The organism is Pseudomonas sp. LBUM1652 (assembly GCF_059716105.1).
In genome coordinates this window covers 4,249,830-4,270,136 of the sequence record NZ_CP166804.1, presented here as the reverse complement: position 1 = coordinate 4,270,136, position 20,307 = coordinate 4,249,830, and the positions used below count along the sequence as shown (strand labels likewise).

Here is a 20,307-nt window from a genome sequence, read left to right as displayed (position 1 = left end):
AACTCAAGCTTATGAACGTAACGATTTTGCATGGCTACAGTGCGTCCAACTCCGGTGACGGCCTGCTCGTCGATCTGGCCATTGCCCTGGTGCAGCGCAACTTTGGTGATGACACCGCGATCAGCGTCGTGGCTTCCGATCCCGAGTCCTTCAGCTATTTGCCGCACCCGCGTTTTGACGCGCCGGTGATGGCGGCCAAAGGTTTGGGCCGGGTCAAGCAAGCCGTGTTTCTCAATCAGTCCTACGCGGGGCTTGCCGATCTGTTGAAGAAAACCGATCTGATCGTCGGCGTCGGTGGCGGCTACATGCGCTCGAAAAGCGCTTTTGAACACATCAAACTGAAACTGGGCCACGCCAAGCAACTGGAAACCGCGATCCTCAGCAAAGTGCCTTCGGTGTACCTGCCGCAGAGCATCGGCCCGTTCCACGGCGAGAGCAGCAAAATCGTCGAGCATTACGCCAGCGCCGATGCGGTGTTCGTGCGCGACAATCGCTCTTCGGCGATCTTCGATGCCTGTGAAAACGTCTACCGCGCGCCGGATCTGGCGGTGCAGTCATTGGCGAGCAAAATCCTTCTGCAACCCAAGTTCACCCGCTGCGCCTCATCGCCGGCAACGGTCTGTGTGGTACTGCGCAAGCCGCCAGAGTGGAGCAAGGAAAAGAAAGTCGCCTACGTGGCCAACCTGAAGTTGCTGCTGCAGCGCCTCAAGAACAAAAGCAAAGTCGTCTGCGCCGTACAAAGCGCTGTGCGTGGCAACGATGACGGTGCGTTCTATCGCGAACTGGGCATCACCGAAGACCTGCTGTCGCTGAAGGCCACCATTGCTAAATATCAACCGGACCTGGTGATCTCCGTGCGCCTGCACGGGGCCATCGAATCGCTGCTTTCCGGCGTGCCGGCGTACCACATCAGCTACGAGCGCAAAGGCTTTGGCGCCTATCAGGACATGGGCGTCGAGGACTGGGTCATCAACGGCGGCGACATCGATGTCGACACCATCATCAACACGGTTTACGCACCGAATGCACTGTCGAATTTCGGCAAGCGCCTGACCGATACCTGCCGCGAGATCGAGGCGAAAACCGTGGCCATGGACGACATCATCAAAGGGATCGTTCGATGATATTTCGGCTACTGCTTCGCGGCGGTGCATTAGGCGCGAAGTTTTTGCTGGTGCTGGCCATCACCCATTTCCTCGGTTATGAGGCCCTGGGTTTTTACGGCGTGGTGGTCGCGGCGTCGTTGATCGCGTCGAAGTTCTACAGCGTCGGTTTCAGTTCCGAGATCAATCGGTTGATCAGTGTTGGTGGCAGTTCGCGCCGGGTTGTCGACAAGGTTTTACTGCTGTACCTGGCGGTGGGGCTGGTGTTGTCGCTGGTGACCGTGGGGATTTACTCACTGTTCCAGCAAGTTGATGCGCCGATCGCGCTGATCGCTTGTGTGACGCTGGTGTTGCTCACCGAGCACCTGTCGTTCGAAATCAACTCGTTCGTGTTTTCCGCACAGAAAGCCACGGCGGGTGCGTTGCTGTTTTTCATCAAGACCGGCCTGTGGGCGTTGTTGGCCGTGGGCGGGATGATGCTCGGCTGGGTGTCGGGCGTCGCCAGTGTGTTGTGGCTGTGGGTCGCCGCCAACGTGCTGGTGATCATCGCGGGTTACTTGATTGTGGTGAGAGTTCATCACGGGCGAGAAGCCGGGACGCTGGCTACGGGCGCCGTGTGGAAGGCCGGGTTGCCGTTCTATCTCGGCACCGGGTTGATCGCGTTGAGTCAGTACGCCGAGCGCTTTCTGATCATCGACCTTGAACCCTACGCCAGCCTCGGTAAATACGTATACGCGTGGTCCGCCGCCAACACCTTGCAGGCGTTGTCTTACGCGGTGGTGGCGGTGGTCGGCATTCCGGTGCTGGCCAAGCGTTTTCAGGCGGATCAACAGGCGTTCACGGTCAAGCAGCTGTTCGTGAACAAGTGGGTTGCACGTTCGCTGGTGGTCTCCGCTGCCGTGGCGGTGGCGATTTATCTGTTCTTCAACATCGTGCTCGATTACGTCGCCACCAGCGTGCCGCGTCCGGATAACGCGCTGCTTGCCGTGCTGATTTTCTCCTTTGCCCTGCGTGCGATTGGCGACATCGTCTGGGGCGGGTTGATCGCTTCGAAAAACAGTCGGGTGTCACTCGCCAGTGCGGCGATCTGCTTGCTGGTTTCGGTGCCGGTCAGTTACGTGCTGATCAAGCACTATTCGATCTATGGCGCGGCCTGGGGCAACGTCTTCGCGATCATTGTGCAACTCGGCGTGATTGCTCTGTTGACCCGCGTGACCGGCACGAAAAAGGCTGCCGTGTCATGGGCCTGAAGCTGCCGTGCATCGAGTTTCGTGGCAAGAAACTTGATTCGTACGTCTCGTTCCTGATCCTCTTCACCGGGTTGTTTCTGTCGGTGGCCATGCCGCTGCTGATCCCCCGTGATCCCGGCCCGGATGCCATGACGTTGTGGTCGTCTTACGCCCGCGCCGACAACTGCAATTTCTGGAACCCGTTCTCGCCGGATCGCTCTTCCTACGAGTGTTCGGCATTCCTGCTGCGGCCCACCGGGATCAACCTGACCAATGCCTGGGCCTATGGCATGTTCTGCAACTTTTTCCTCACGGCGATTCCGGTTGTGGTGTTCCGGCGCATGCCGCTGGCGATCTTCGGCACCCTGTGTCTGTGGGGCATCGTGCGCTCGTTTTTCCTGGAAAACCTGACCAAGGAAATCATCGTATCGGTGGCGGTGCTGAGCATTTTGCTCAGCTCGTTGACACGCAAATATCGCGGCGGCTTTTTCCTCTCGGCGGTGATCTACGGCGTACTGATCCGGCCGTACTGGATTCTGTTTTCGCTGTCGTGGGTCGGCGTCTGCGTGATGAAGAAGTACGTGTCGCGTTTCACCTTCTTCCTGATGCTGTTCCTGTTCTACCTGGCGGTGGCCATGGCGATCCAGGTGGCGCTCGGGTTTCCGGTGTCGTCGATTCGCGCCAGCAACAACGAGTTGCGCACGGCGGGGGAGGAGGGCTCGAAGTCGTTGATCGTGTCCTGGCTCAGCGGCAGTGACTTCGTCTCGCAAGCGCTGGACTCGATGATCATCTTCTTCCGGCTGTCGTTCCCGGTGGAGCTGATTCTGCTATCGGGGCCGGGCCAGGTGATCTTTGTGGCGTTGATGATCATGACCGCGCTGCTGCTGTTCAAAGTCATCACCTCGACCGATTACAAAGGCGCGCCGATCCAGACCAAACCCAAGGAACTGATCGCGATTCCGCTGGCGTTTTTGCTGGTGCAAGGCTTGTTCGAGCCGGACTTCGGCTCTTTCGCCCGGCACTTCTCGATGGTGGTGCCGGTGCTGTTTGTCGGCCTGGGATTGATGCTGCGCGCGAACAAACCGGTGCAGGTTGAATCAAGAATTCTGAATTGAGGCAGGTGCTTTATGTCGAGCAAGAAAAAGTCCCTGGAGATCGAAACCCTGCGTGGCCTGGCGTGCCTGCTGCTGGTGCTCTATCACGTCATCGGCCCGTTGGGCGGTGGTTTGAAGATTGATCTGGGCTCGCCGTTCCGGGTGCTCGCCGACTCGATGGTGTACGTGCGCATGCCGCTGTTCACCTTCATTTCCGGCTACATCTATTCCATCTACAAAATCCGCGGTAATGACTTTTCGACGTTCTTTTACGGCAAGGTGCGGCGGTTGATCGTGCCGCTGTTTTGCGTGGGCGTGCCGTTTTCGGTGTTGCAAGCGGTAGGGCCGGGGGTGAACAAGGATGTCGGCGTGATGGATGCGTTGTTGTCGTTCTGGGTGCCGATCAATCACTTCTGGTTCTTGCAGGCGGTGTTCATCATTTTCATGTTCGTCGGCTTGCTGGAGTGGCGCGGTCTGCTGCGCTCGGCGACCCGCTTGTATCTGCTGTTCGCGTTTGCCGCCGTGGTATTTCTGCTGCCGCCGTTCAAGTTCGACGCGTTCGGCATCAACGGTGCGATCTACCTGCTGCCGTTTTTTGTGGCGGGGATGATTGGCCAGGAAAACGTCAGCCAGTTGAAGCAGACGTTCAAGGTGATCGGCCCGTTGGTGTTTGTGTTGATCTCGCTGACGCTGTTGTATGTGGCGGCGGTGGATCGCGAGTTGATTGTTGATCGCCGCAGTCTGATCGGTCTGACCGTGGGCTGCGTGTCCTGCTTCGCGCTGCTGTCCAGTGACATGCGCTCGAAGTGGCTGACCTGGCTGGGCGGTTATTCCTATGCGATTTTCCTGTTTCATGTCTTGTTCGCGGCCACGTCGCGGTTTGTACTGGGGCGCCTGGGCGTGAAGGATGAGAGCCTGCTGGTGTTCGGTGGTGTGGCGTGCGGTTTGCTCGGGCCGGTGGTGTTGTCGATGATTTTCAGTCGGTTCAATTTCACTTCCGTGCTGTTTTTGGGTGAGCGTGCGGCGAGTAAAAAACCGCCGGCGACCATCACTCCGGTGGTGCAGGCCTGAGAATGCTAAAAGCTTCGCGAGCAGGCTCGCTCCCACATTGGATCTGTGTCTACACACGATCACTGTGGGAGCAAGCCTGCTCGCGAAGGGGCCACTACGGACTAAAGGAAATTTTGCATGTTGGTAGTTGATGACACCCGGCCAGTTGCGGCCGCGGTGGTTGAGGTGGGCGATGCGCGCGAGCGCTTTGCCCAGTGGCGCGAAGGCAAGGCCGGCAAGGTTTTGTCCGTCTCGGTAATCGGCGACAGCTACAGCGCCGGGCAGGATTTCTATCTGAACAAACTGGTGCAGCGTGTGGCCGGCGAGGTGGGTTTTGCCGGCCCCGGTTACGTCGGCTTCAACCATGGCGCGGCGCTGGGTGGCACCCATTTCAAATACACCCGCAGCAGCGAAAAGTACTTTGGTGGTGGCTGGGATGTGTCCAGCCTCGGCCAGGCCAGCCCCGACAGCCGCACGGTGACGGGGCGCCCCGGCGCCTGGTTGCAGATCGATGCCAACCCGACACCCAGGATCAGCACGGCGGTCACTCAGGCGAAGTTGCTCTATCTGGGCAATGGCGAGTCCAGTGAGCTGCGCTATCGCTGGACGCCATCGGAAGACTGGAAGCCGTTGACGCTGGCCGGTTCCGGCGTTCAGGAAGTGCCATTGCCGGGCACGCCGACAGCGGCGGACTGGGCGTTCAAACTGGAAGTGGTGAAAGGCGCACCGACGCTGTTCGGCCTTTGGATGAGCAATGATCAGAACGGTGTGCGGGTGTCGAAACTCGCGGCGTCTGGCGCGGCATCTGCTGACTTCTATCACAAGGATCCGCACTGGCAGACGCAGTGGAAAGCCGCCGTGTCGAAGATTCCCGCCGACGTTTACCTGATCATGCTCGGTGGCAACGATCAGGGTTTCGGGGTGAAACCCGAGGCGTATCTGCAGAACGTTCAGGGGCTGGTGGGGATGATCCGCGAGATCCAGCCGAAGGCGAGCATCAACCTGATCATGCGGCAGGACACCACGCGCTCCAGTGCGTATCCGATGTCGGCGTATGCACAGGTTCTGCAGCCCTGGGCGCATGAGCAGCATCTGGGTTACGCCAACCTGCAATGCGCCTTTGGCCCCGACGTCAAACGCTATGCTGCCGCGATGATTGGTCCGGACAAGATTCATCCAGTCCCGGCTACGGGTGGAAAGGTGATTGCCGATTATTTCTATGGCTGGATCGTGGGTGGCCACACAGGCAATTGCAGCGAAATACCTACCCGTTGATCGTTCCCACGCTCTGCGTGGGAACGATCAGGCTGCGGCAACTATTCGAAGGCCTCGACCTGATCGAGCAATTCCGTGAGCTTCTGCGGCATCAACCGCGTATCACAACGGGTTTCCACGTTGATGATGATCGCCGGGTCGTTACAGCAAATGCGCACGCGAAAGCGCCAGTCGCTGAAAATCACTTTCAGGCCATCGCGGTCGTCGATTTCCAGCGCCTGTTCGCCGTAAAGCTTTTTCAGATGGGCGAGGAGGGGATAGGGGTCGGCCATCGTCCGGCGAATATCGCCGGACGAAGGAAACATGCCGATGCGCTCCACCAACAGGATGGTGCCCAGCCAGGACTCGTTGGCGCTGGGCAACGGCTGGTGGCGTGACAGCCAACTCACCACCCCGAGGTTGCCCACCTCGCGTTCAATCTCTACGGAATGTTGTGCAATGTTCATGGTGACCTGCCTGAAGTGAAGAGTGGGCGTCGAGTGTCGGAGCCGTCTCAGCGGCCCTTGAGGTACACGTTTTCGTAGCAGAAGTTGGTCGCTTGCAGATAACCCTCGGCATCGCCGCAGTCGAAGCGCAGGCCCTTGAACTTGTAGGCCAGCACGCAACCGTTCTGCGCCTGTTTCATCAGCGCATCGGTGATCTGGATTTCGCCGCCCTTGCCCGGCTGGGTATCGGCGATCAGATCGAAAATGTCCGGGGTCAGGATGTAGCGGCCGATGATCGCCAGGTTCGACGGGGCGTCCTGTGGCGCCGGTTTTTCCACCATGTTGTTGACCCGGTAGATGCCGTCGGAAATCAGCTCGCCAGCGATCACACCGTACTTGTGCGTTTGATCAGCCGGGACTTCCTGGATGGCGACGATCGAGCAGCGGAATTTCTTGTACAGCTGGATCATCTGCGCGAGGACACCGTCGCCTTCCAGGTTCAGGCACAGGTCGTCGGCCAGTACTACGGCGAAGGGTTCGTCGCCGATCAATGGGCGACCGCTGAGAATGGCGTGGCCCAGGCCTTTCATTTCTACCTGACGGGTGTAGGAGAACGTGCAGGTGTCGATCAGCTCACGGGTGCCGGCGAGAAACTTCTCTTTCTCGGTGCCGCGAATCTGGTGTTCCAGTTCATAGCTGATGTCGAAGTGGTCTTCCAGCGCACGCTTGCCCCGGCCAGTGACGATTGCCATGTGTTGCAGGCCGGCGTCCCGAGCTTCTTCAACGGCGTACTCGATCAACGGTTTGTTGACGATCGGCAGCATCTCTTTCGGCATTGCTTTGGTGGCCGGCAAGAAACGCGTGCCGTAGCCGGCAGCGGGGAACAAACATTTACGAATCATAAAAGTATCCTGGACAGTCATGGAACACAGCCAACGGGTGCGTGCACTAACGAAGGAGTGCAAGTTTCAATAGTTATTGAACGAATGCTTTAATACCTGAGTCAGGTTGTTAATGGCAAATAGCGGAGGCGCTAAAACACGACAATGTTATGCGATGTCGGTTAGAGCGTTATTAGTTATTTTTAGTCGGTATCTGTTGATAGTGATGAGTGCACTTGCAGTGCTAATAAGTACCGGGCAATACAGTGTGACCTGCAAAAATAAATATTGCCAGTCATTGAACTAGTTTTGTTTTCGGTTGTTGTCGCCTTGTTTGTGTGGATTGCGACACATCTCCACAACAAGAGGCTTGACACGCTACTTGGCACTTATCCAATTACGGACCCGCGCTATGAAGATTCTGGTAACCGGTGGCGCCGGCTATATCGGCTCGCACACCACACTTGCTTTGCTTGAAGCAGGTTATGAAGTTGTCGTGCTGGATAATCTCTGTAACAGCAGCGACGCGGCATTGCATGCGGTGGAAGCCATCTGTGGCAAGAGTGCGCTGATGATTCGCGGTGATGTCTGCGACCGGGCGCTGCTCGACCGGATTTTCCAGGAGCATGCCATTGGAGCGGTGCTGCATTTCGCCGGGCTCAAAGCCGTCGGCGAGAGTGTGCGCAAGCCGCTGGCGTACTACGAAACCAACGTCAGCGGCAGCATCACGCTGTGTCAGGCGATGGCGGCGGCGGGGGTGTTCCGACTGGTGTTTAGCTCCTCGGCGACGGTGTATGGCGAGCCTGAGCAAATGCCGATCCGCGAGGATTTCCCGACCGGTAATCCGACCAATCCCTACGGCCAATCCAAACTGATTGTCGAAAACGTCCTGCGCGACCTGAGCCAGTCGGAGCCGCGCTGGAGCATCGCCTTGCTGCGGTACTTCAACCCGATCGGCGCGCATCACAGCGGTCAGATGGGCGAAGACCCGAACGGCATCCCCAATAATCTGGTGCCTTATATCAGCCAGGTCGCGGTGGGCAGCCTGCAAGAACTGTCGATCTTCGGCAACGATTACCCGACCGTCGACGGCACCGGCGTGCGTGACTACATCCACGTTGTGGATCTGGCGGACGGCCACCTCAAGGCTTTGCAGTCGATCACTGACCGCACCGGCATTCACACCTGGAACCTCGGTACCGGCGATGGCTACAGCGTATTGCAAGTACTGCGCGCCTTCGAGCAAGCCTGCGGGCAACCGGTGCCATATCGGATGATGCCGCGTCGTTCGGGGGATATCGCCGAGAGTTGGGCTGACGCTTCCAAAGCAGAGCAAGAGTTGGGCTGGAAAGCCACGCGTAGTTTGCAGGACATGGTCACCGATACTTGGCGCTGGCAATCGAACCATCCCAAGGGTTATCTCGGCTGATGTCGTTTTGATGCGAAATGTTAGTTTCGGTCAGGTGTTAGATATCGTCGGGAAAATACGCTGGAAATGCCTTTTGCAAGTCCGTAGATATAAACCTGCCGTTCGACTTTTATCAGTTGGGTAAGACTGTGAAAGAACAACGGATCTTGTTCGCATTTTTCGCGGACTTGAACTCTACCACCTCTAACACCAATCGGTTTTTAACAGGTTGAATGTTAGAAAGGAGTTGATATGAAAAAAGTGATGGCAGTTGCCCTGTTGACGATGTTGAGCAACTGGGCTGCCGCAGCTGAAGCACCGCTGACGGCGGTGACCAATGTAGGTGGCAGTGTGGCGGCTTCTCAAGCGCCTGCAGCCAGTACTGCAATGGTTGCCAGTGCAGTAGCGGCGTCCAACAGCGGTGGCAGTGCCAACGGCGGTACCACCGGCACCACAGGTACCACCGGTACAACCGGCACGCATAACTAACAGAAGTTTTGTTAGTGCAGTACAGGGTCGCCCGACGCAAGTCGGGTGACTTCTTTTTAGATTCGCCCTTGAATAGCGTAGTGCCATTATGACTCGTAGTTTTTCTCTTTTGATGTTGGCAAGTTTCGCTTTACAAGGTTGCATGTTTTCCCCGGGCCAATACCTGAGTACCAGTGACATCACCCGCCAAGGGGCCAGTGAAAGCAGCCGGGTCGAGCTGATCCCGATCACCCCCAAGCTGATTTCCACCACCCGCGCCACGTACAAGCGTGAGCCAGTGCCGGCGGAGCTGTTGGCGACCCCGGCCGAGTACCGCATCGGTAACAACGATGTCTTGTACATCACGGTCTGGGATCACCCTGAGCTGACAGCCCCGTCCGGCGCGCAACAACAGATCGATGCCAACGGCCGACTGGTGCGCTCCGACGGCACGCTGTATTACCCGTTCATCAAGGAAGTCCAGGCCGCCGGCCGGACTATCCAGCAATTGCGCGCGGACATCGAACAACGGCTGTCGGCGTTCATCGCCGAACCGCAAGTGGATGTCGCGGTGCTGCGTTTCGCCAGTCAGAAAGTCGTGGTCACCGGCGCGGTGGCCAAGGGCGGCCCGCAAGCGATTTCGACCAATCCGCTGAGCGTGGTCGAAGCCCTCGGTTCCGCCGGTATCGATACCAACAATGCTGACTTGTCGGGCCTGACGCTGACGCGCAACGGCCGGGTTTATCCGCTGAATCTCGACTCGCTCAATCAGCAGGATTCCGAGTTGCAGGGTGTCTACCTCAAGGGGGGCGACCAGTTGTATCTGCCGTACAACGACAACAAGCGCATTTACGTCATGGGCGAGGTCAACCAGCCGCGCGCATTGAGCTTCAAGACCGCCACCATGAACCTGTCGGATGTGCTCGGCTCGGTCGGCGGCTTGAGCCAGACCACCTCCAACGGCAACGCGGTGTACGTCATCCGTGGCGTGGAAAACCTCGACGTCGAGCCGGCGAAGATCTACCAGTTGAACGCCGAATCGCCGACCGCCATGGCGCTCGCCACGCACTTCGAAGTCCGTCCCCAGGACGTGGTCTACGTCGGGCCTGCCAACGTGACTCGCTGGAACCGCTTCATCAGCCAATTGGTGCCGTCGGCGTCGATTGTCGGGACCGGGGCTTCCGCTGCGAAGAACTGGAGCGAATACAGTAACAACAGCAAATAAGGCCGCCGACTGTGAACACGTTGAAAGTTGGCGTCTGCCTGAGTGCGGCCCTGATGTTGTGTGGCTGCAACCCGCTGATGAGCGCTTCGTTGAACAACCTCAAGTCGGCGGTGATCGGGCCGGACGAGGTGGACGTGACCGCGGCCCAGGTGGCCGAGGTCAACTATCCGCAAATCAAACTGACCACGCCGTCCGGCTCCGGGGTGTTGGCGCTGGTGCGCGAGCGTGAAGACCTGCAATTCTGGGTCGCCTCCGGCAAACAAGTGTTGCTGCTGCGTGATGGCCTTGCCGTGCGCAGTATCGGTCTGGGCCTGGAAGGTGATCTGGACGGCACGCGTCTGGCGGATAACTCACCGTTCAAGCAAGGCCTGCATCAAGTCGCCGATGGTTACACCACTCGGCGCTGGATCGATCTCTACAAGGGCCAGGAAGTCGGGGTGATCGTCAACAGTCGCTTCTCCCGCAAGTCCATGGACACCCTGACCATTCTCAACAAGGACTACCGCGTGCTGCGTGTCGATGAGCAGATTGACGCCCCGGCCATTGGCCTGAGTGCGACCAATCGATATTGGGTCGATCCCGTCGACGGTTTCATTGTGCAGAGCGAGCAACAGCTGACGTCGCAGTTGCGCGTGAAGATCGTGCAACTGACGCCCGCGCGCAGGCATGTCCCGTGAAGCGCCTGAGGATTTTATCGGCATGCCTGCTGTTGATCTCCAGCGTCAGCCAGGCCGCAGTCACCGTCAGCGGTGACGTCGCCAACCCCGGGCCGGTCAAGCTGCCGGCGGGCGGGCGCCTGCTCGATGTGATCAATGAGGCTGTACCGAATGCCGAAGGTTATTGGCTGGCGGGTGTTTTGTTGCGGCAGTCATTGCTGGAAGAACAGGCGCGGCTCAAGGCTGGCGTGCTGTTTGATCTGGACGTGTTGCAGCGCATGGCGCTGCTCTTCGACAAACCGAGCCGTGCAGCGCTGGCACTGCGTTTGACCGAGCAAGTTCGGCAGATGCAGGTGACGGGGCGGCAGGTTGCCGATCTCGATCCGGTCGCGGTGGAAGTCGGTTTCGCGCGCAACATTCGTCTCGACGATGGCGATCGCCTGATCTACCCCAAGCGCGTCGATGAGGTCGAAGTGCTCGGTGCTGTCGCCCAAACCTGCCACTTGCCTTATCAGCCGCTGCTTGAAGCGCGTGAATACCTTGAAGGCTGCACGCCGCTGGACGATGCCGAGGCCGATTACCTGTGGCTGATCCAGCCCAATGGCGTGGTCCGGCGCGTCGGCATCGCACACTGGAATCGCGAGAGCGGGCACTTCCCCGTAGCCGGCAGCAAGATTCTGGTGCCGGTAAAAAATGATGATCTTGATCCGCCTGTCCCTGAGCTGAATCAGCAGTTGGCCGAATTGATTGCCACGCAGCTGGCCGAGGTGGTTCGTTGAATTTACGTTTTGCAGCTGTGTTGTTATTGCCGTGTGGTCTGGCGTATGCCGAGCCGCGCATCACTCAAAATGACTTCGGTGGCACCGGCCTGTTGCAGACGCCGACCGCACGCATGGCGCCGGCCGGCGAACTGAGCGTCAACGCCAACCGCACCGAGCCTTACAGCCGCTACAGCGTGTCGCTGCAGCCGCTGGACTGGCTCGAAGGTTCCTTTCGTTACACCGCGATCACCAACCGGCCGTACGGCTCCGAGGCCCTCAGCGGCAGCCAAAGCTATAAGGATAAGGCGGTCGACGCCAAAGTCCGGCTGTGGCAGGAGAGCCACTGGCTGCCCGATGTAGCCCTGGGCTTCCGAGATATCGGTGGTACGGGTTTGTTCTCCAGTGAATTCTTTGTCGCCAACAAGCGCTTCGACAATTTTGATTTCAGCGCCGGCATTGCCTGGGGTTATCTGGGCAATCGCGGCGACATCGACAACCCGTTGGGCTATGTCAGCGATCGCTTCGATACCCGGCCCGCCCTCGAAGGCACCGGTGACGTCAACTCGGGTTCGTACTTTCGCGGCAAGCCTTCGTTTTTCGGTGGCGTGAGTTACCAGACGCCCTGGGATCGGCTCAGCCTGAAACTCGAATACGAAGGCAACGACTACAAGCACGAGCCGAAGGACAACATCATCAACCAGGACTCGCCGATCAACTTCGGCGCGGTGTTCAAAGTGGCGGACTCCGTCGATGTCAGCGCCGCGTGGGAGCGCGGCAATACGGCGATGTTCGGCATCACGTTCCACACCAATTTCGCCACCCGCAAGGCACCCGCCAAGACCTACGACCCAACCCCCGAACCGTTGCCGGCGAAGATGCCGACCACGTCGATGGAGCAGGTCGACTGGGCCAACGTCTCTCAGCGTTTGCAGCAGAACGCCGGCTACAAGGTCGAGCGCATCACCCAGCGTGATTCCGAGCTGATCGTGTATGGCGAGCAGCAGCGTTACTTTCATTCGTCCAAGGCTGTCGGCCGTGCGAGCCGGATTCTGGATAACAGCGTCAACGACGACATTAACTGGTTCACCATGGTCAACAAGCGCTACGACTTGCCGCTGGAAGAAACCAGCGTGCCGCGCCAGACCTTCCGCGAAGTGATCAACAACGAGGAACCTCTGCTGTCGCTGCACCGCACCACCGAGATCAATCCGGCGATGCCGCACAACGAGAAAACCCTCTACACCGAAGCGCCGCAGCACTTCAGTTATGGCGTCGGCCTGGGCTTCAAACAGAACGTCGGCGGCCCGGATGGCTTTCTCTATCAATTGAGTGCCGACGCGGACGCCGAATATCGCTTCAACCGCAACACCTGGTGGAGCGGCTTGCTCAGCGCCAACCTGATCAACAACTTCGACAAGTTCACCTACGATGCACCCAGCGGCTTGCCGCGCGTGCGTACGGATTTGCGTCAGTACCTGACCGAATCCGAGGTGACCATGCCGATGTTCCAGCTCAGCCATACCGAGCAACTGGATAAAGACTGGTATGGCATGGTTTATGGCGGTTATCTGGAGTCGATGTTTGCCGGGGTAGGGGGCGAGGTGCTGTTTCGTCCGACCGGTGAGCGCTGGTCGGTGGGGGCGGATCTGAACTACGTGCGTCAGCGTGAGTTTGATCAGGGCTTTGGTCTGCGTGATTACTCTGTGGTCACCGGGCACATCACTGGCTACACGGATTTGCCTTACGACACGCTCGCGGCCATTAGCGTCGGCCGGTATCTGGCCGGTGACTGGGGCGGCACGCTGGACATCTCCCGCGAGTTCTCCAACGGCGTGCGCTTCGGCGCCTGGGCCACCATCACCACAGCCAGCAGTGCCGAGTACGGGGAAGGTAGCTTCGACAAAGGTCTCTATCTGTCGATCCCGTTCGACGAAATGATGAGCATGTCGACCATGCGCCGCGCCAACCTGGTGTGGGCGCCACTGACCCGTGACGGTGGTGCGCGGCTCAATCGCGGTTACCAACTGCACTCGATGACCGATAGCCGCGATGACGACATGTTCTATCGCAACTTCGAGAAGATCACCGAGTAACGGCTGATCGATCAACGTTCAAGCCGACGCTATCCCTGTAGGCGCTGCGGCACGCTGCGATTTTTTGATCCTGATCCTTGAAGATCAAAAGATCGCAGCGTGCCGCAGCTCCTACATGGGTCATGTGACGAACCCCGGATCCTGGCCAACACGCGATCCCCTGTAGGAGTGAGCCTGCTCGCGATAGCGTCGGCACATTCGAAATCATCATTGACTGACTCACCGCTATCGCGAGCAAGCTCACTCCCACAGGGATATGTGTCAAACCCCAAACCCTGGCCCACCCCAAATCCCGGCCCACCCCAAATCCCGCGCACAAAAAAGGGGACTTTCGTCCCCTTGCGGTGTTGCCTTGCGTAATGCTGAACCTCAGTAAATATCCTTCGACAGCAACGTAAACGGTGTCTTCACCAGGATCTTCAAGTCCAGCCACAGCGACCAGCTGTTGATGTACTGCAGGTCAATCTCGACACGCTTCTGCATCTTGTCGAGGGTGTCCGTCTCACCACGGCAGCCGCTGATTTGAGCCAGCCCGGTAATGCCCGGTTTAATCCGGTGACGCGCCATGTAAGCGAGGATTTTCCCCGAGTAGAAATGGTTGTGCGCGACAGCATGCGGACGTGGGCCAACCAGTGCCATGTGCCCTTGCAGCACGTTGAACAGTTGCGGCAACTCATCCAGCGAAGTGCGGCGGATGAAGCGGCCAACGGGGGTGATGCGCGAGTCGTTGCGGCTGGCCTGTTTGACGTCTTTGTCATCGTGCACACGCATCGAGCGGAACTTCCAGACCTGAATCACCTTGCCGTTCCAGCCGTGGCGATCCTGCTTGAAGAACACCGGGCCTGGCGAGTTGATCTTCACCGCCAGGGCAATGATCGCCAACACCGGACTCAACATAATGATCGCCAGCAGCGCCACGGCTTTCTCCACCAGGCTTTTGCTCAGGGCAGCGGTCGGGCGACTGGTCAGCGGGCTTTCATTCAGGTAGATCGCCGGCAGGCCGTCCACGACTTTAACCGAGTGATTGAGCAGCGTCAGACTGTTCAAGTCCGGCACCCAGACCACATCGACGTTGGCACCGAGCAAATCGACATACATCGCTTCGATTTTCGCCGCTTCCGACAGCGGCAGGGTGATGTACAACCGGCGGATGTCGTGGGCCTTGATCAGCTCAAGCAACTGTTCCTGAGCACCGACGATGCGCGGGGCATCCGACTCCAGCGCAGGCACGGTACCGTTACTGATCAAACCTACCAGTGGCAGGTTCTCGATCTGGCTCAGCTTCTTCGCCAGACCCAGCGCTAGCTCACCCGTACCAACGATCAGGGTCTTGTGCTCGCTTTTGCGTGAACGCTGATAGAACTTCGAAAACGCATGCAACGGTGCATACAACAGCGCCTGTCCGAGGAAGCCATACACCGCCCAGCTGAGAATCACCTGTCGGGAAAACAGCTCATCGGCCTTGCAGATAAACGCGATGCACGCCAGCGCCGCCATCGTCATGGACCAGCCCATGAACAGGCGACCCAACCCCGTCAGATAGTTATCGCGTTTGCGATACACACCACTGAACGTATAAGCCGGCACCGAAGCCAGTACCGCCAGCGTTGCGCACATTCGGTAGTAGAACGCGACCGTACCGGTGTGCTGCTCGGCCAGTACAAACAACAGAGCAACGATAAATCCCTGTGCCAGCGCCCATTGGCCCCAAAAGGTCAGTCCCTTGAGGCCCGTGCTTCGATTGATACTGAGAGAAAGATCCATACGATATCCCCAAAAGACGTCCATTCAGGTTTCAACAGTTGAAAGCCGAGTTGTTAGTCAGAGTTATTATTTTTGTTTTAACGAGTGTCCTGAGGTAACAACGCCGATATGCCGAACTGTCGTCAGTCAATAGACTAAGTTATTGCCGGGAATGGTGTCTGACGAGTTCTAACAAGATGGCACAATGCCAACTTTTTAATAATTAAATATAAGGGTGTTAGAAAAGGTCGCAGAGAAGGGGGTGAATAATCGAAGGGGTATTTGTTACTGTTTGAGGGGTGGAGGCAGGGATTTTATTCATCAAGGGAGGTGAAGCCAAACAGAGTGCTCTTGTTGTTTTTGTAGTCGCACTGTTTTCTGTTTGATGTGTTCGCAGATATCGCTGTCTTTAAGCCACGATTTCTTGAATGAGGCAGTAGCCGCGGTTTCTTACAGCGCGGAACAGTCGCTCACCCTTACTGGCGCTTTTGAATTTGTCTTGCAGGCGACTCAGGCACATCTCCAGCCCACGATATTGCTCCGGCTCTCGGCCGATACTGAGGATCAGTTCATCGCGGCTGACTACGCGCTCTTCGTGGTGCAGCATTTTTCTGACCAGTGCAGTTTCGAGCCCGGTGAGACTGATCTCTACGTCTTCTTTGATCAATGCGCCTTGATCATTGTCGAGGTGCCAGGTCTCAGTGTAAGGAGCAGCACTGTCGAGAGCGGGAGGCGGGTTGCCGGCTTCAGCGGTTATTGCCGGAGTACTGTGAAATGGATTCGCCGATTGAGCGGCCAGCCATTCAGACTCAAGCGTGGCCAATATGCGCTGGGTGTCATGTTCAATTGTGCGAGCGACATTTTTACGGGTGCTGCCTGGGTAAGTGAACTCCATCAGCACGGGGGCGGAAGAGGGCGAAGTAGCACCTTCAATAAACATTTGCGCCTGAGACGTACCAAACGAATTGAATCGTTCGCTGGACAGAATGCTCTCAAGCTCACGTTGCGACGTTGTACTGTGAGTCACGACGACAAAATATTTTCTGGGGAGGGTTGTACTAGTTTCCATGTCTCTCTCCTTAACTGCGTACCAAAATTGGCTAAAAGGTAAATCGGCAGGCGAGCAATGACTTCCTCGGAAGTAATCGACAGGCAGGGTCTGGGCCCGAAAATGGCCCTCGATAAGTTCCACTCGTTCTGCTGCTATGTTGTTAAGTTTATTGTTATGTTGGCGCGCTCATTCAATCGCTTTGTTATTAGTAGGCGTGAAGTACAACTAGAGCTATATGGCTGCATCAGACGATCCTTCGTAAGCATGCAAAAGAGTGGCTGCCCTTGAGTCAGGCAGTCGATATCAGGCCGCGCATCAGGCGATAGCCATAGCCGCGGATACTCTGAATCGCGTTTGTACCATACATGTCCTTGATTTTTCCACGCAAGCGGCTGATTGATTTCTCCAGCGCCCTTGGGTCGTAGAAATTGGTATTGAGCCCCATGATGTTGGCGATTTCATCATGGCTGAGGATGTGGTTGCCGGTTTGCGCAAACGCTTCCAGGATCTTCATTTCAGCGAAAGAGATATCCAGCTTCTTGCTGGTGCTCATCAGACAGATACGAGTAGGGTCGAGCGTCAGATTGATATCTCTTTGCCATTCTTCACTGTTGAAGAACTCGGCAAGCAACTCGGCACCTTCGTCGGAAAGGGTATTGAGCTTGATACAAAAGTCCGCCCCGGCAAGAAAATACTTGATCTTGTTGAAGGCGCCGCGACCAGTGATGACCGCACAAATGATGGGCTTCAAGTTATCGGTGCGCAGGTTCTCCACCAGCGCAAGATTGTCTTCAAGGGCTTGCGGGCTGTCGATGACAATGAAGATGGCTCGATATGAACCAGAGAGTTCATTCTGCTTATATGAGCTAGTGTACGAATTGGCATCAAGCGCCATGTCGTTGCGGACGTGCTTGGCGAGTAGCGCTCTAAAATGTTCAGCCACGCCACGGGTACGGCCCAGAGTAAGAACACCGGGTTCGTCGTTTGTCGGGCGCGGACTTCTAGTCGCCAAGTTCCCTGAGAGCATCATGCATTGACTCGAATTAGGTGCTGACATCGGGATGTTAAAGCACCGGTTCTCATCTGTGACTGACAATTGGTAACATTCGACCAGTTTTTAGACGTGGCTCCCGAGTTTTCTAACAATAATTAAGCTTTTCAGGCTTTTAGTTGATTTTTTCGGGAGTGTGAACTAGTCATTAGATGGTGGCAATATGGAATTGTGCCACTATTTTGAACTCAATGCGACAGCTTTGTTTATGTCCTTTGGCCACTGTCTGGCCATCCAAGAGAATGTGATATTGATCACACTTTATTGGGCGCGCAACTTTTTTCTATATAAAGGCCTAAATATTTCCCGAGTAGTTCGTAGGCGGACGATTACTAACATGGCTTGAGTGTGTCTTTTGATAAGACATATTCTGCGTCGCCTAGTCAGGCAACGGGTGTCGATATACCGATTGTTTCACTTCAGATACTCAATTCCTGAGTGCAGTTTAACGGGCCGCTCGCGATGAGCGCTCTGACGGAGGATTAATGGATTTCTGGACCTTTTTCCAGGTGTTGATTTTAGGCGCGGTAGAAGGCCTGACCGAGTTCCTGCCCATCTCAAGTACGGGCCACCAGATTATCGTCGCCGACTTGCTGGAATTCGGCGGTGAACGCGCCATGGCGTTCAACATCATTATTCAGCTCGGCGCCATTCTTGCCGTGGTCTGGGAGTTCCGGCCGAAAATCTTCGAAATCGTCAAAGGCCTGCCCACCGAACGCAACGCACAACGCTTCACCCTCAACCTGTTGATCGCCTTTCTTCCGGCCGTGGTTTTGGGCGTGCTGTTCGCTGATGCGATCCATGAATACCTGTTCAACCCGATCACCGTTGCCGTCGCTCTGGTCGTCGGTGGCATCGTCATGTTGTGGGCCGAACAGCGCAGCCACGTAGTGAGCGTCGATCATGTCGACGACATGCGCTGGTCTGACGCGTTGAAGATCGGTTTCGTACAATGCCTGGCGATGATTCCGGGCACCTCGCGCTCCGGCTCGACCATCATCGGTGGCCTGCTGTTCGGCCTCTCGCGCAAAGCCGCTACCGAGTTCTCGTTCTTCCTCGCCATGCCGACCATGGTCGGCGCCGCCGTGTACTCAGGCTACAAATACCGAGACCTGTTCGAACAAAGCGACCTGCCAGTCTTCGCCCTCGGCTTTGTCACTGCGTTCATCTTCGCCATGATCGCCGTGCGCGGCCTGCTCAAGTTCATCGCCAACCACAGCTACGCCGCGTTCGCCTGGTATCGGATCGCGTTTGGCTTGCTGATTCTGGCAACGTGGCAGTTTGGCTGGGTCAACTGGACGGCAGCGGCGGCAGGCTGATTACTGACTGCTGATCAACGCGGCGACGGCGAGGTCGTTTAACTCGCTGTCGGGGGATTCCCGACGAAAACGCTGCAAGGCCGAGGTGAAATACGCGGCTTGCAGCATGCCGTCGCTGGCGAGGTAAAGACGTGCGTCTTCCAACTCCTCGGCGGAGTAGACGCGTTTGAAGTTTTCGGTCGTGTTGTTGGTCGCAGAGAAGGGCGTCAGCAACAGCACCAAGACTGAGAAACCCGAGAATTGCGTGGCCTCCCACGGCGTATCGGTGCTCCCCATACAAAAGCCATCGCAGTGCGCGTAGACATTCGAGGTAACGCTAAACAAGGCAAGGAGGGAGTAACGCTTGAAGCGGGAAAAATTAAACGCGGGCATAAACACAAGACATCCTGTCAGTACAGCAAAACTCGGGGCAGCGCTCATTCGCTGCCCGTACATTCAAATCATCAATCAACGGCCTTCAAGCAACTCCGCCGCCTGATCCAGCAACGCCAGCGGGTCCTTGGCCTTGTGAATATCCACCGACAACAACTGGCGGAATTTACGCGCCCCCGGAAACCCGGTGCCCAGGCCAAGCACATGCCGCGTGATGTGATGCATCGACCCACCGGCCAGCAAATGCTCGGCAATATAAGGCCGCAACTGCGCCAACGCCTCGGCCCGGCTGATCACCGGCGCCGAACTGCCGAACAACTGCTGATCCACCTCCGCCAGCAAATACGGATTGTGATAAGCCTCACGCCCCAGCATCACACCGTCGAACGTCTGCAAATGCTCATGGCAGGCCTCCATCGTCTTGATCCCGCCGTTCAGCACAATCTCCAACGCCGGAAAATCTGCTTTCAGCTGCGCCGCGACGTCATAGCGCAATGGCGGAATGTCGCGATTCTCCTTCGGCGACAACCCCTCCAGAATCGCAATCCGCGCATGCACCGTAAAACTCGTACACCCGGCATCCCGCACCGTCCCGACGAAATCACACAACTGCTCGTAACTGTCCCGCCCATTAATCCCGATCCGATGCTTCACCGTCACCGGAATCGACACCGCATCCCGCATCGCCTTCACACAATCCGCCACCAATTGCGGATGACCCATCAGGCACGCGCCGATCATGTTGTTCTGCACACGATCGCTCGGGCAGCCGACATTCAGGTTCACCTCGTCGTAACCGTGCTCCTGCGCCATGCGGGCGCAGGCGGCCAGATCCAGCGGAACGCTACCGCCCAACTGCAAAGCCAGCGGATGCTCAGCTTCGTTGTGACGGAGGAAACGCTCGTGATCGCCATTGAGCAGCGCGCCGGTGGTGACCATTTCGGTGTAGAGCAGGGCGTTCTTCGACAGGAGGCGTAGGAAGAAACGGCAATGGCGGTCAGTCCAATCCATCATGGGCGCAACGGAGAACCTTCTAGACAGCGTAGAGCCGGTGTTTGTTGGGTATATAGCTGATTTATGTACCATTTTGCTCTACGTGTTCT

Annotated in this window: 19 protein-coding genes; 12 read left to right on the top strand and 7 right to left on the bottom strand. The window is 57.2% G+C overall.

The features are described 5' to 3' along the window. Positions 1–11: 11 nt before the first annotated feature. From ACA069_RS19185 to ACA069_RS19165, 5 genes are all read left to right on the top strand, one after another. The gene (locus ACA069_RS19185) at positions 12–1,124 is read left to right on the top strand and encodes a polysaccharide pyruvyl transferase family protein (protein WP_187677549.1); all 1,113 of its coding nucleotides are present in this window, start codon (positions 12–14) and stop codon (positions 1,122–1,124) included. After that, complete coding sequence (locus ACA069_RS19180) at positions 1,121–2,353, top strand: MATE family efflux transporter (protein WP_401266221.1); 1,233 nt, start codon at positions 1,121–1,123, stop codon at positions 2,351–2,353. Before ACA069_RS19185 ends, ACA069_RS19180 begins: the two co-directional genes overlap by 4 nt. After that, positions 2,344–3,447: a hypothetical protein gene (locus tag ACA069_RS19175; RefSeq protein ID WP_187677551.1), complete on the top strand. Its 1,104-nt coding sequence runs from the start codon at positions 2,344–2,346 to the stop codon at positions 3,445–3,447. Before ACA069_RS19180 ends, ACA069_RS19175 begins: the two co-directional genes overlap by 10 nt. Positions 3,448–3,459: 12 nt before the next feature. Next, complete coding sequence (locus ACA069_RS19170) at positions 3,460–4,497, top strand: acyltransferase family protein (protein WP_497614968.1); 1,038 nt, start codon at positions 3,460–3,462, stop codon at positions 4,495–4,497. 117 nt (positions 4,498–4,614) lie between these two features. Next, positions 4,615–5,751, top strand: a complete 1,137-nt coding sequence (locus ACA069_RS19165) for an SGNH/GDSL hydrolase family protein (RefSeq protein ID WP_497614967.1) — start codon at positions 4,615–4,617, stop codon at positions 5,749–5,751. A 41-nt stretch (positions 5,752–5,792) separates the two neighbouring features. Here the strand turns inward: ACA069_RS19165 and ACA069_RS19160 are convergent, their stop codons facing one another. Together ACA069_RS19160 and galU are read right to left on the bottom strand one after the other, a co-directional pair. Further along, a complete protein-coding gene (locus ACA069_RS19160; RefSeq protein ID WP_187677554.1) occupies positions 5,793–6,197 on the bottom strand; it encodes a phosphohexomutase domain-containing protein in 405 nt (134 codons plus the stop codon). 47 nt (positions 6,198–6,244) lie between these two features. Beyond that, entirely contained in the window at positions 6,245–7,078 is an 834-nt protein-coding gene (galU, locus tag ACA069_RS19155) for a UTP--glucose-1-phosphate uridylyltransferase GalU (RefSeq protein ID WP_187677555.1), read from the bottom strand. Positions 7,079–7,469: 391 nt separating this feature from the next. Between galU and galE the strand changes: the two genes are divergently transcribed. From galE to ACA069_RS19125, 6 genes are all read left to right on the top strand, one after another. Beyond that, positions 7,470–8,486 carry a UDP-glucose 4-epimerase GalE gene (gene galE, locus ACA069_RS19150; RefSeq protein WP_489880952.1) on the top strand — a complete coding sequence of 339 codons (1,017 nt, stop codon included), beginning with the start codon at positions 7,470–7,472 and terminating at the stop codon, positions 8,484–8,486. 231 nt (positions 8,487–8,717) lie between these two features. Further along, the gene (locus ACA069_RS19145; protein WP_016775457.1) at positions 8,718–8,954 is read left to right on the top strand and encodes a hypothetical protein; all 237 of its coding nucleotides are present in this window, start codon (positions 8,718–8,720) and stop codon (positions 8,952–8,954) included. Positions 8,955–9,042: 88 nt separating this feature from the next. Further along, positions 9,043–10,158 carry a polysaccharide biosynthesis/export family protein gene (locus ACA069_RS19140; protein ID WP_489880953.1) on the top strand — a complete coding sequence of 372 codons (1,116 nt, stop codon included), beginning with the start codon at positions 9,043–9,045 and terminating at the stop codon, positions 10,156–10,158. Between the two features lie 11 nt (positions 10,159–10,169). Next, the gene (locus ACA069_RS19135; protein ID WP_497614964.1) at positions 10,170–10,835 is read left to right on the top strand and encodes a YjbF family lipoprotein; all 666 of its coding nucleotides are present in this window, start codon (positions 10,170–10,172) and stop codon (positions 10,833–10,835) included. Further along, a complete protein-coding gene (locus ACA069_RS19130; RefSeq protein ID WP_497614962.1) occupies positions 10,832–11,593 on the top strand; it encodes a capsule biosynthesis GfcC family protein in 762 nt (253 codons plus the stop codon). The genes ACA069_RS19135 and ACA069_RS19130 overlap by 4 nt, the downstream gene beginning before the upstream one ends. Continuing rightward, entirely contained in the window at positions 11,590–13,668 is a 2,079-nt protein-coding gene (locus ACA069_RS19125) for a YjbH domain-containing protein (protein WP_497614960.1), read from the top strand. The genes ACA069_RS19130 and ACA069_RS19125 overlap by 4 nt, the downstream gene beginning before the upstream one ends. A 369-nt stretch (positions 13,669–14,037) precedes the next feature. Here ACA069_RS19125 and ACA069_RS19120 read toward each other — a convergent pair whose 3' ends face one another. From ACA069_RS19120 to ACA069_RS19110, 3 genes are all read right to left on the bottom strand, one after another. Continuing rightward, entirely contained in the window at positions 14,038–15,432 is a 1,395-nt protein-coding gene (locus tag ACA069_RS19120) for an undecaprenyl-phosphate glucose phosphotransferase (protein WP_489880957.1), read from the bottom strand. Positions 15,433–15,820: 388 nt separating this feature from the next. Next, complete coding sequence (locus ACA069_RS19115; protein WP_187677562.1) at positions 15,821–16,480, bottom strand: winged helix-turn-helix domain-containing protein; 660 nt, start codon at positions 16,478–16,480, stop codon at positions 15,821–15,823. 271 nt (positions 16,481–16,751) lie between these two features. Continuing rightward, a complete protein-coding gene (locus tag ACA069_RS19110; RefSeq protein ID WP_489880959.1) occupies positions 16,752–17,492 on the bottom strand; it encodes a winged helix-turn-helix domain-containing protein in 741 nt (246 codons plus the stop codon). 506 nt (positions 17,493–17,998) lie between these two features. On the opposite strand from ACA069_RS19110, the gene ACA069_RS19105 reads away from it, so the two are divergent. Next, positions 17,999–18,832, top strand: coding sequence for an undecaprenyl-diphosphate phosphatase (locus ACA069_RS19105; protein WP_187677564.1), 834 nt, complete (start codon positions 17,999–18,001; stop codon positions 18,830–18,832). Here ACA069_RS19105 and ACA069_RS19100 read toward each other — a convergent pair whose 3' ends face one another. Both ACA069_RS19100 and dusA read right to left on the bottom strand, forming a co-directional pair. Then, on the bottom strand, positions 18,833–19,108 hold the full coding sequence (locus ACA069_RS19100) for a DUF2388 domain-containing protein (protein ID WP_497614957.1): 276 nt from the start codon (positions 19,106–19,108) through the stop codon (positions 18,833–18,835). A gap of 171 nt (positions 19,109–19,279) precedes the next feature. Then, positions 19,280–20,290, bottom strand: a complete 1,011-nt coding sequence (gene dusA, locus ACA069_RS19095; protein WP_497614955.1) for a tRNA dihydrouridine(20/20a) synthase DusA — start codon at positions 20,288–20,290, stop codon at positions 19,280–19,282. Positions 20,291–20,307: the final 17 nt, after the last annotated feature.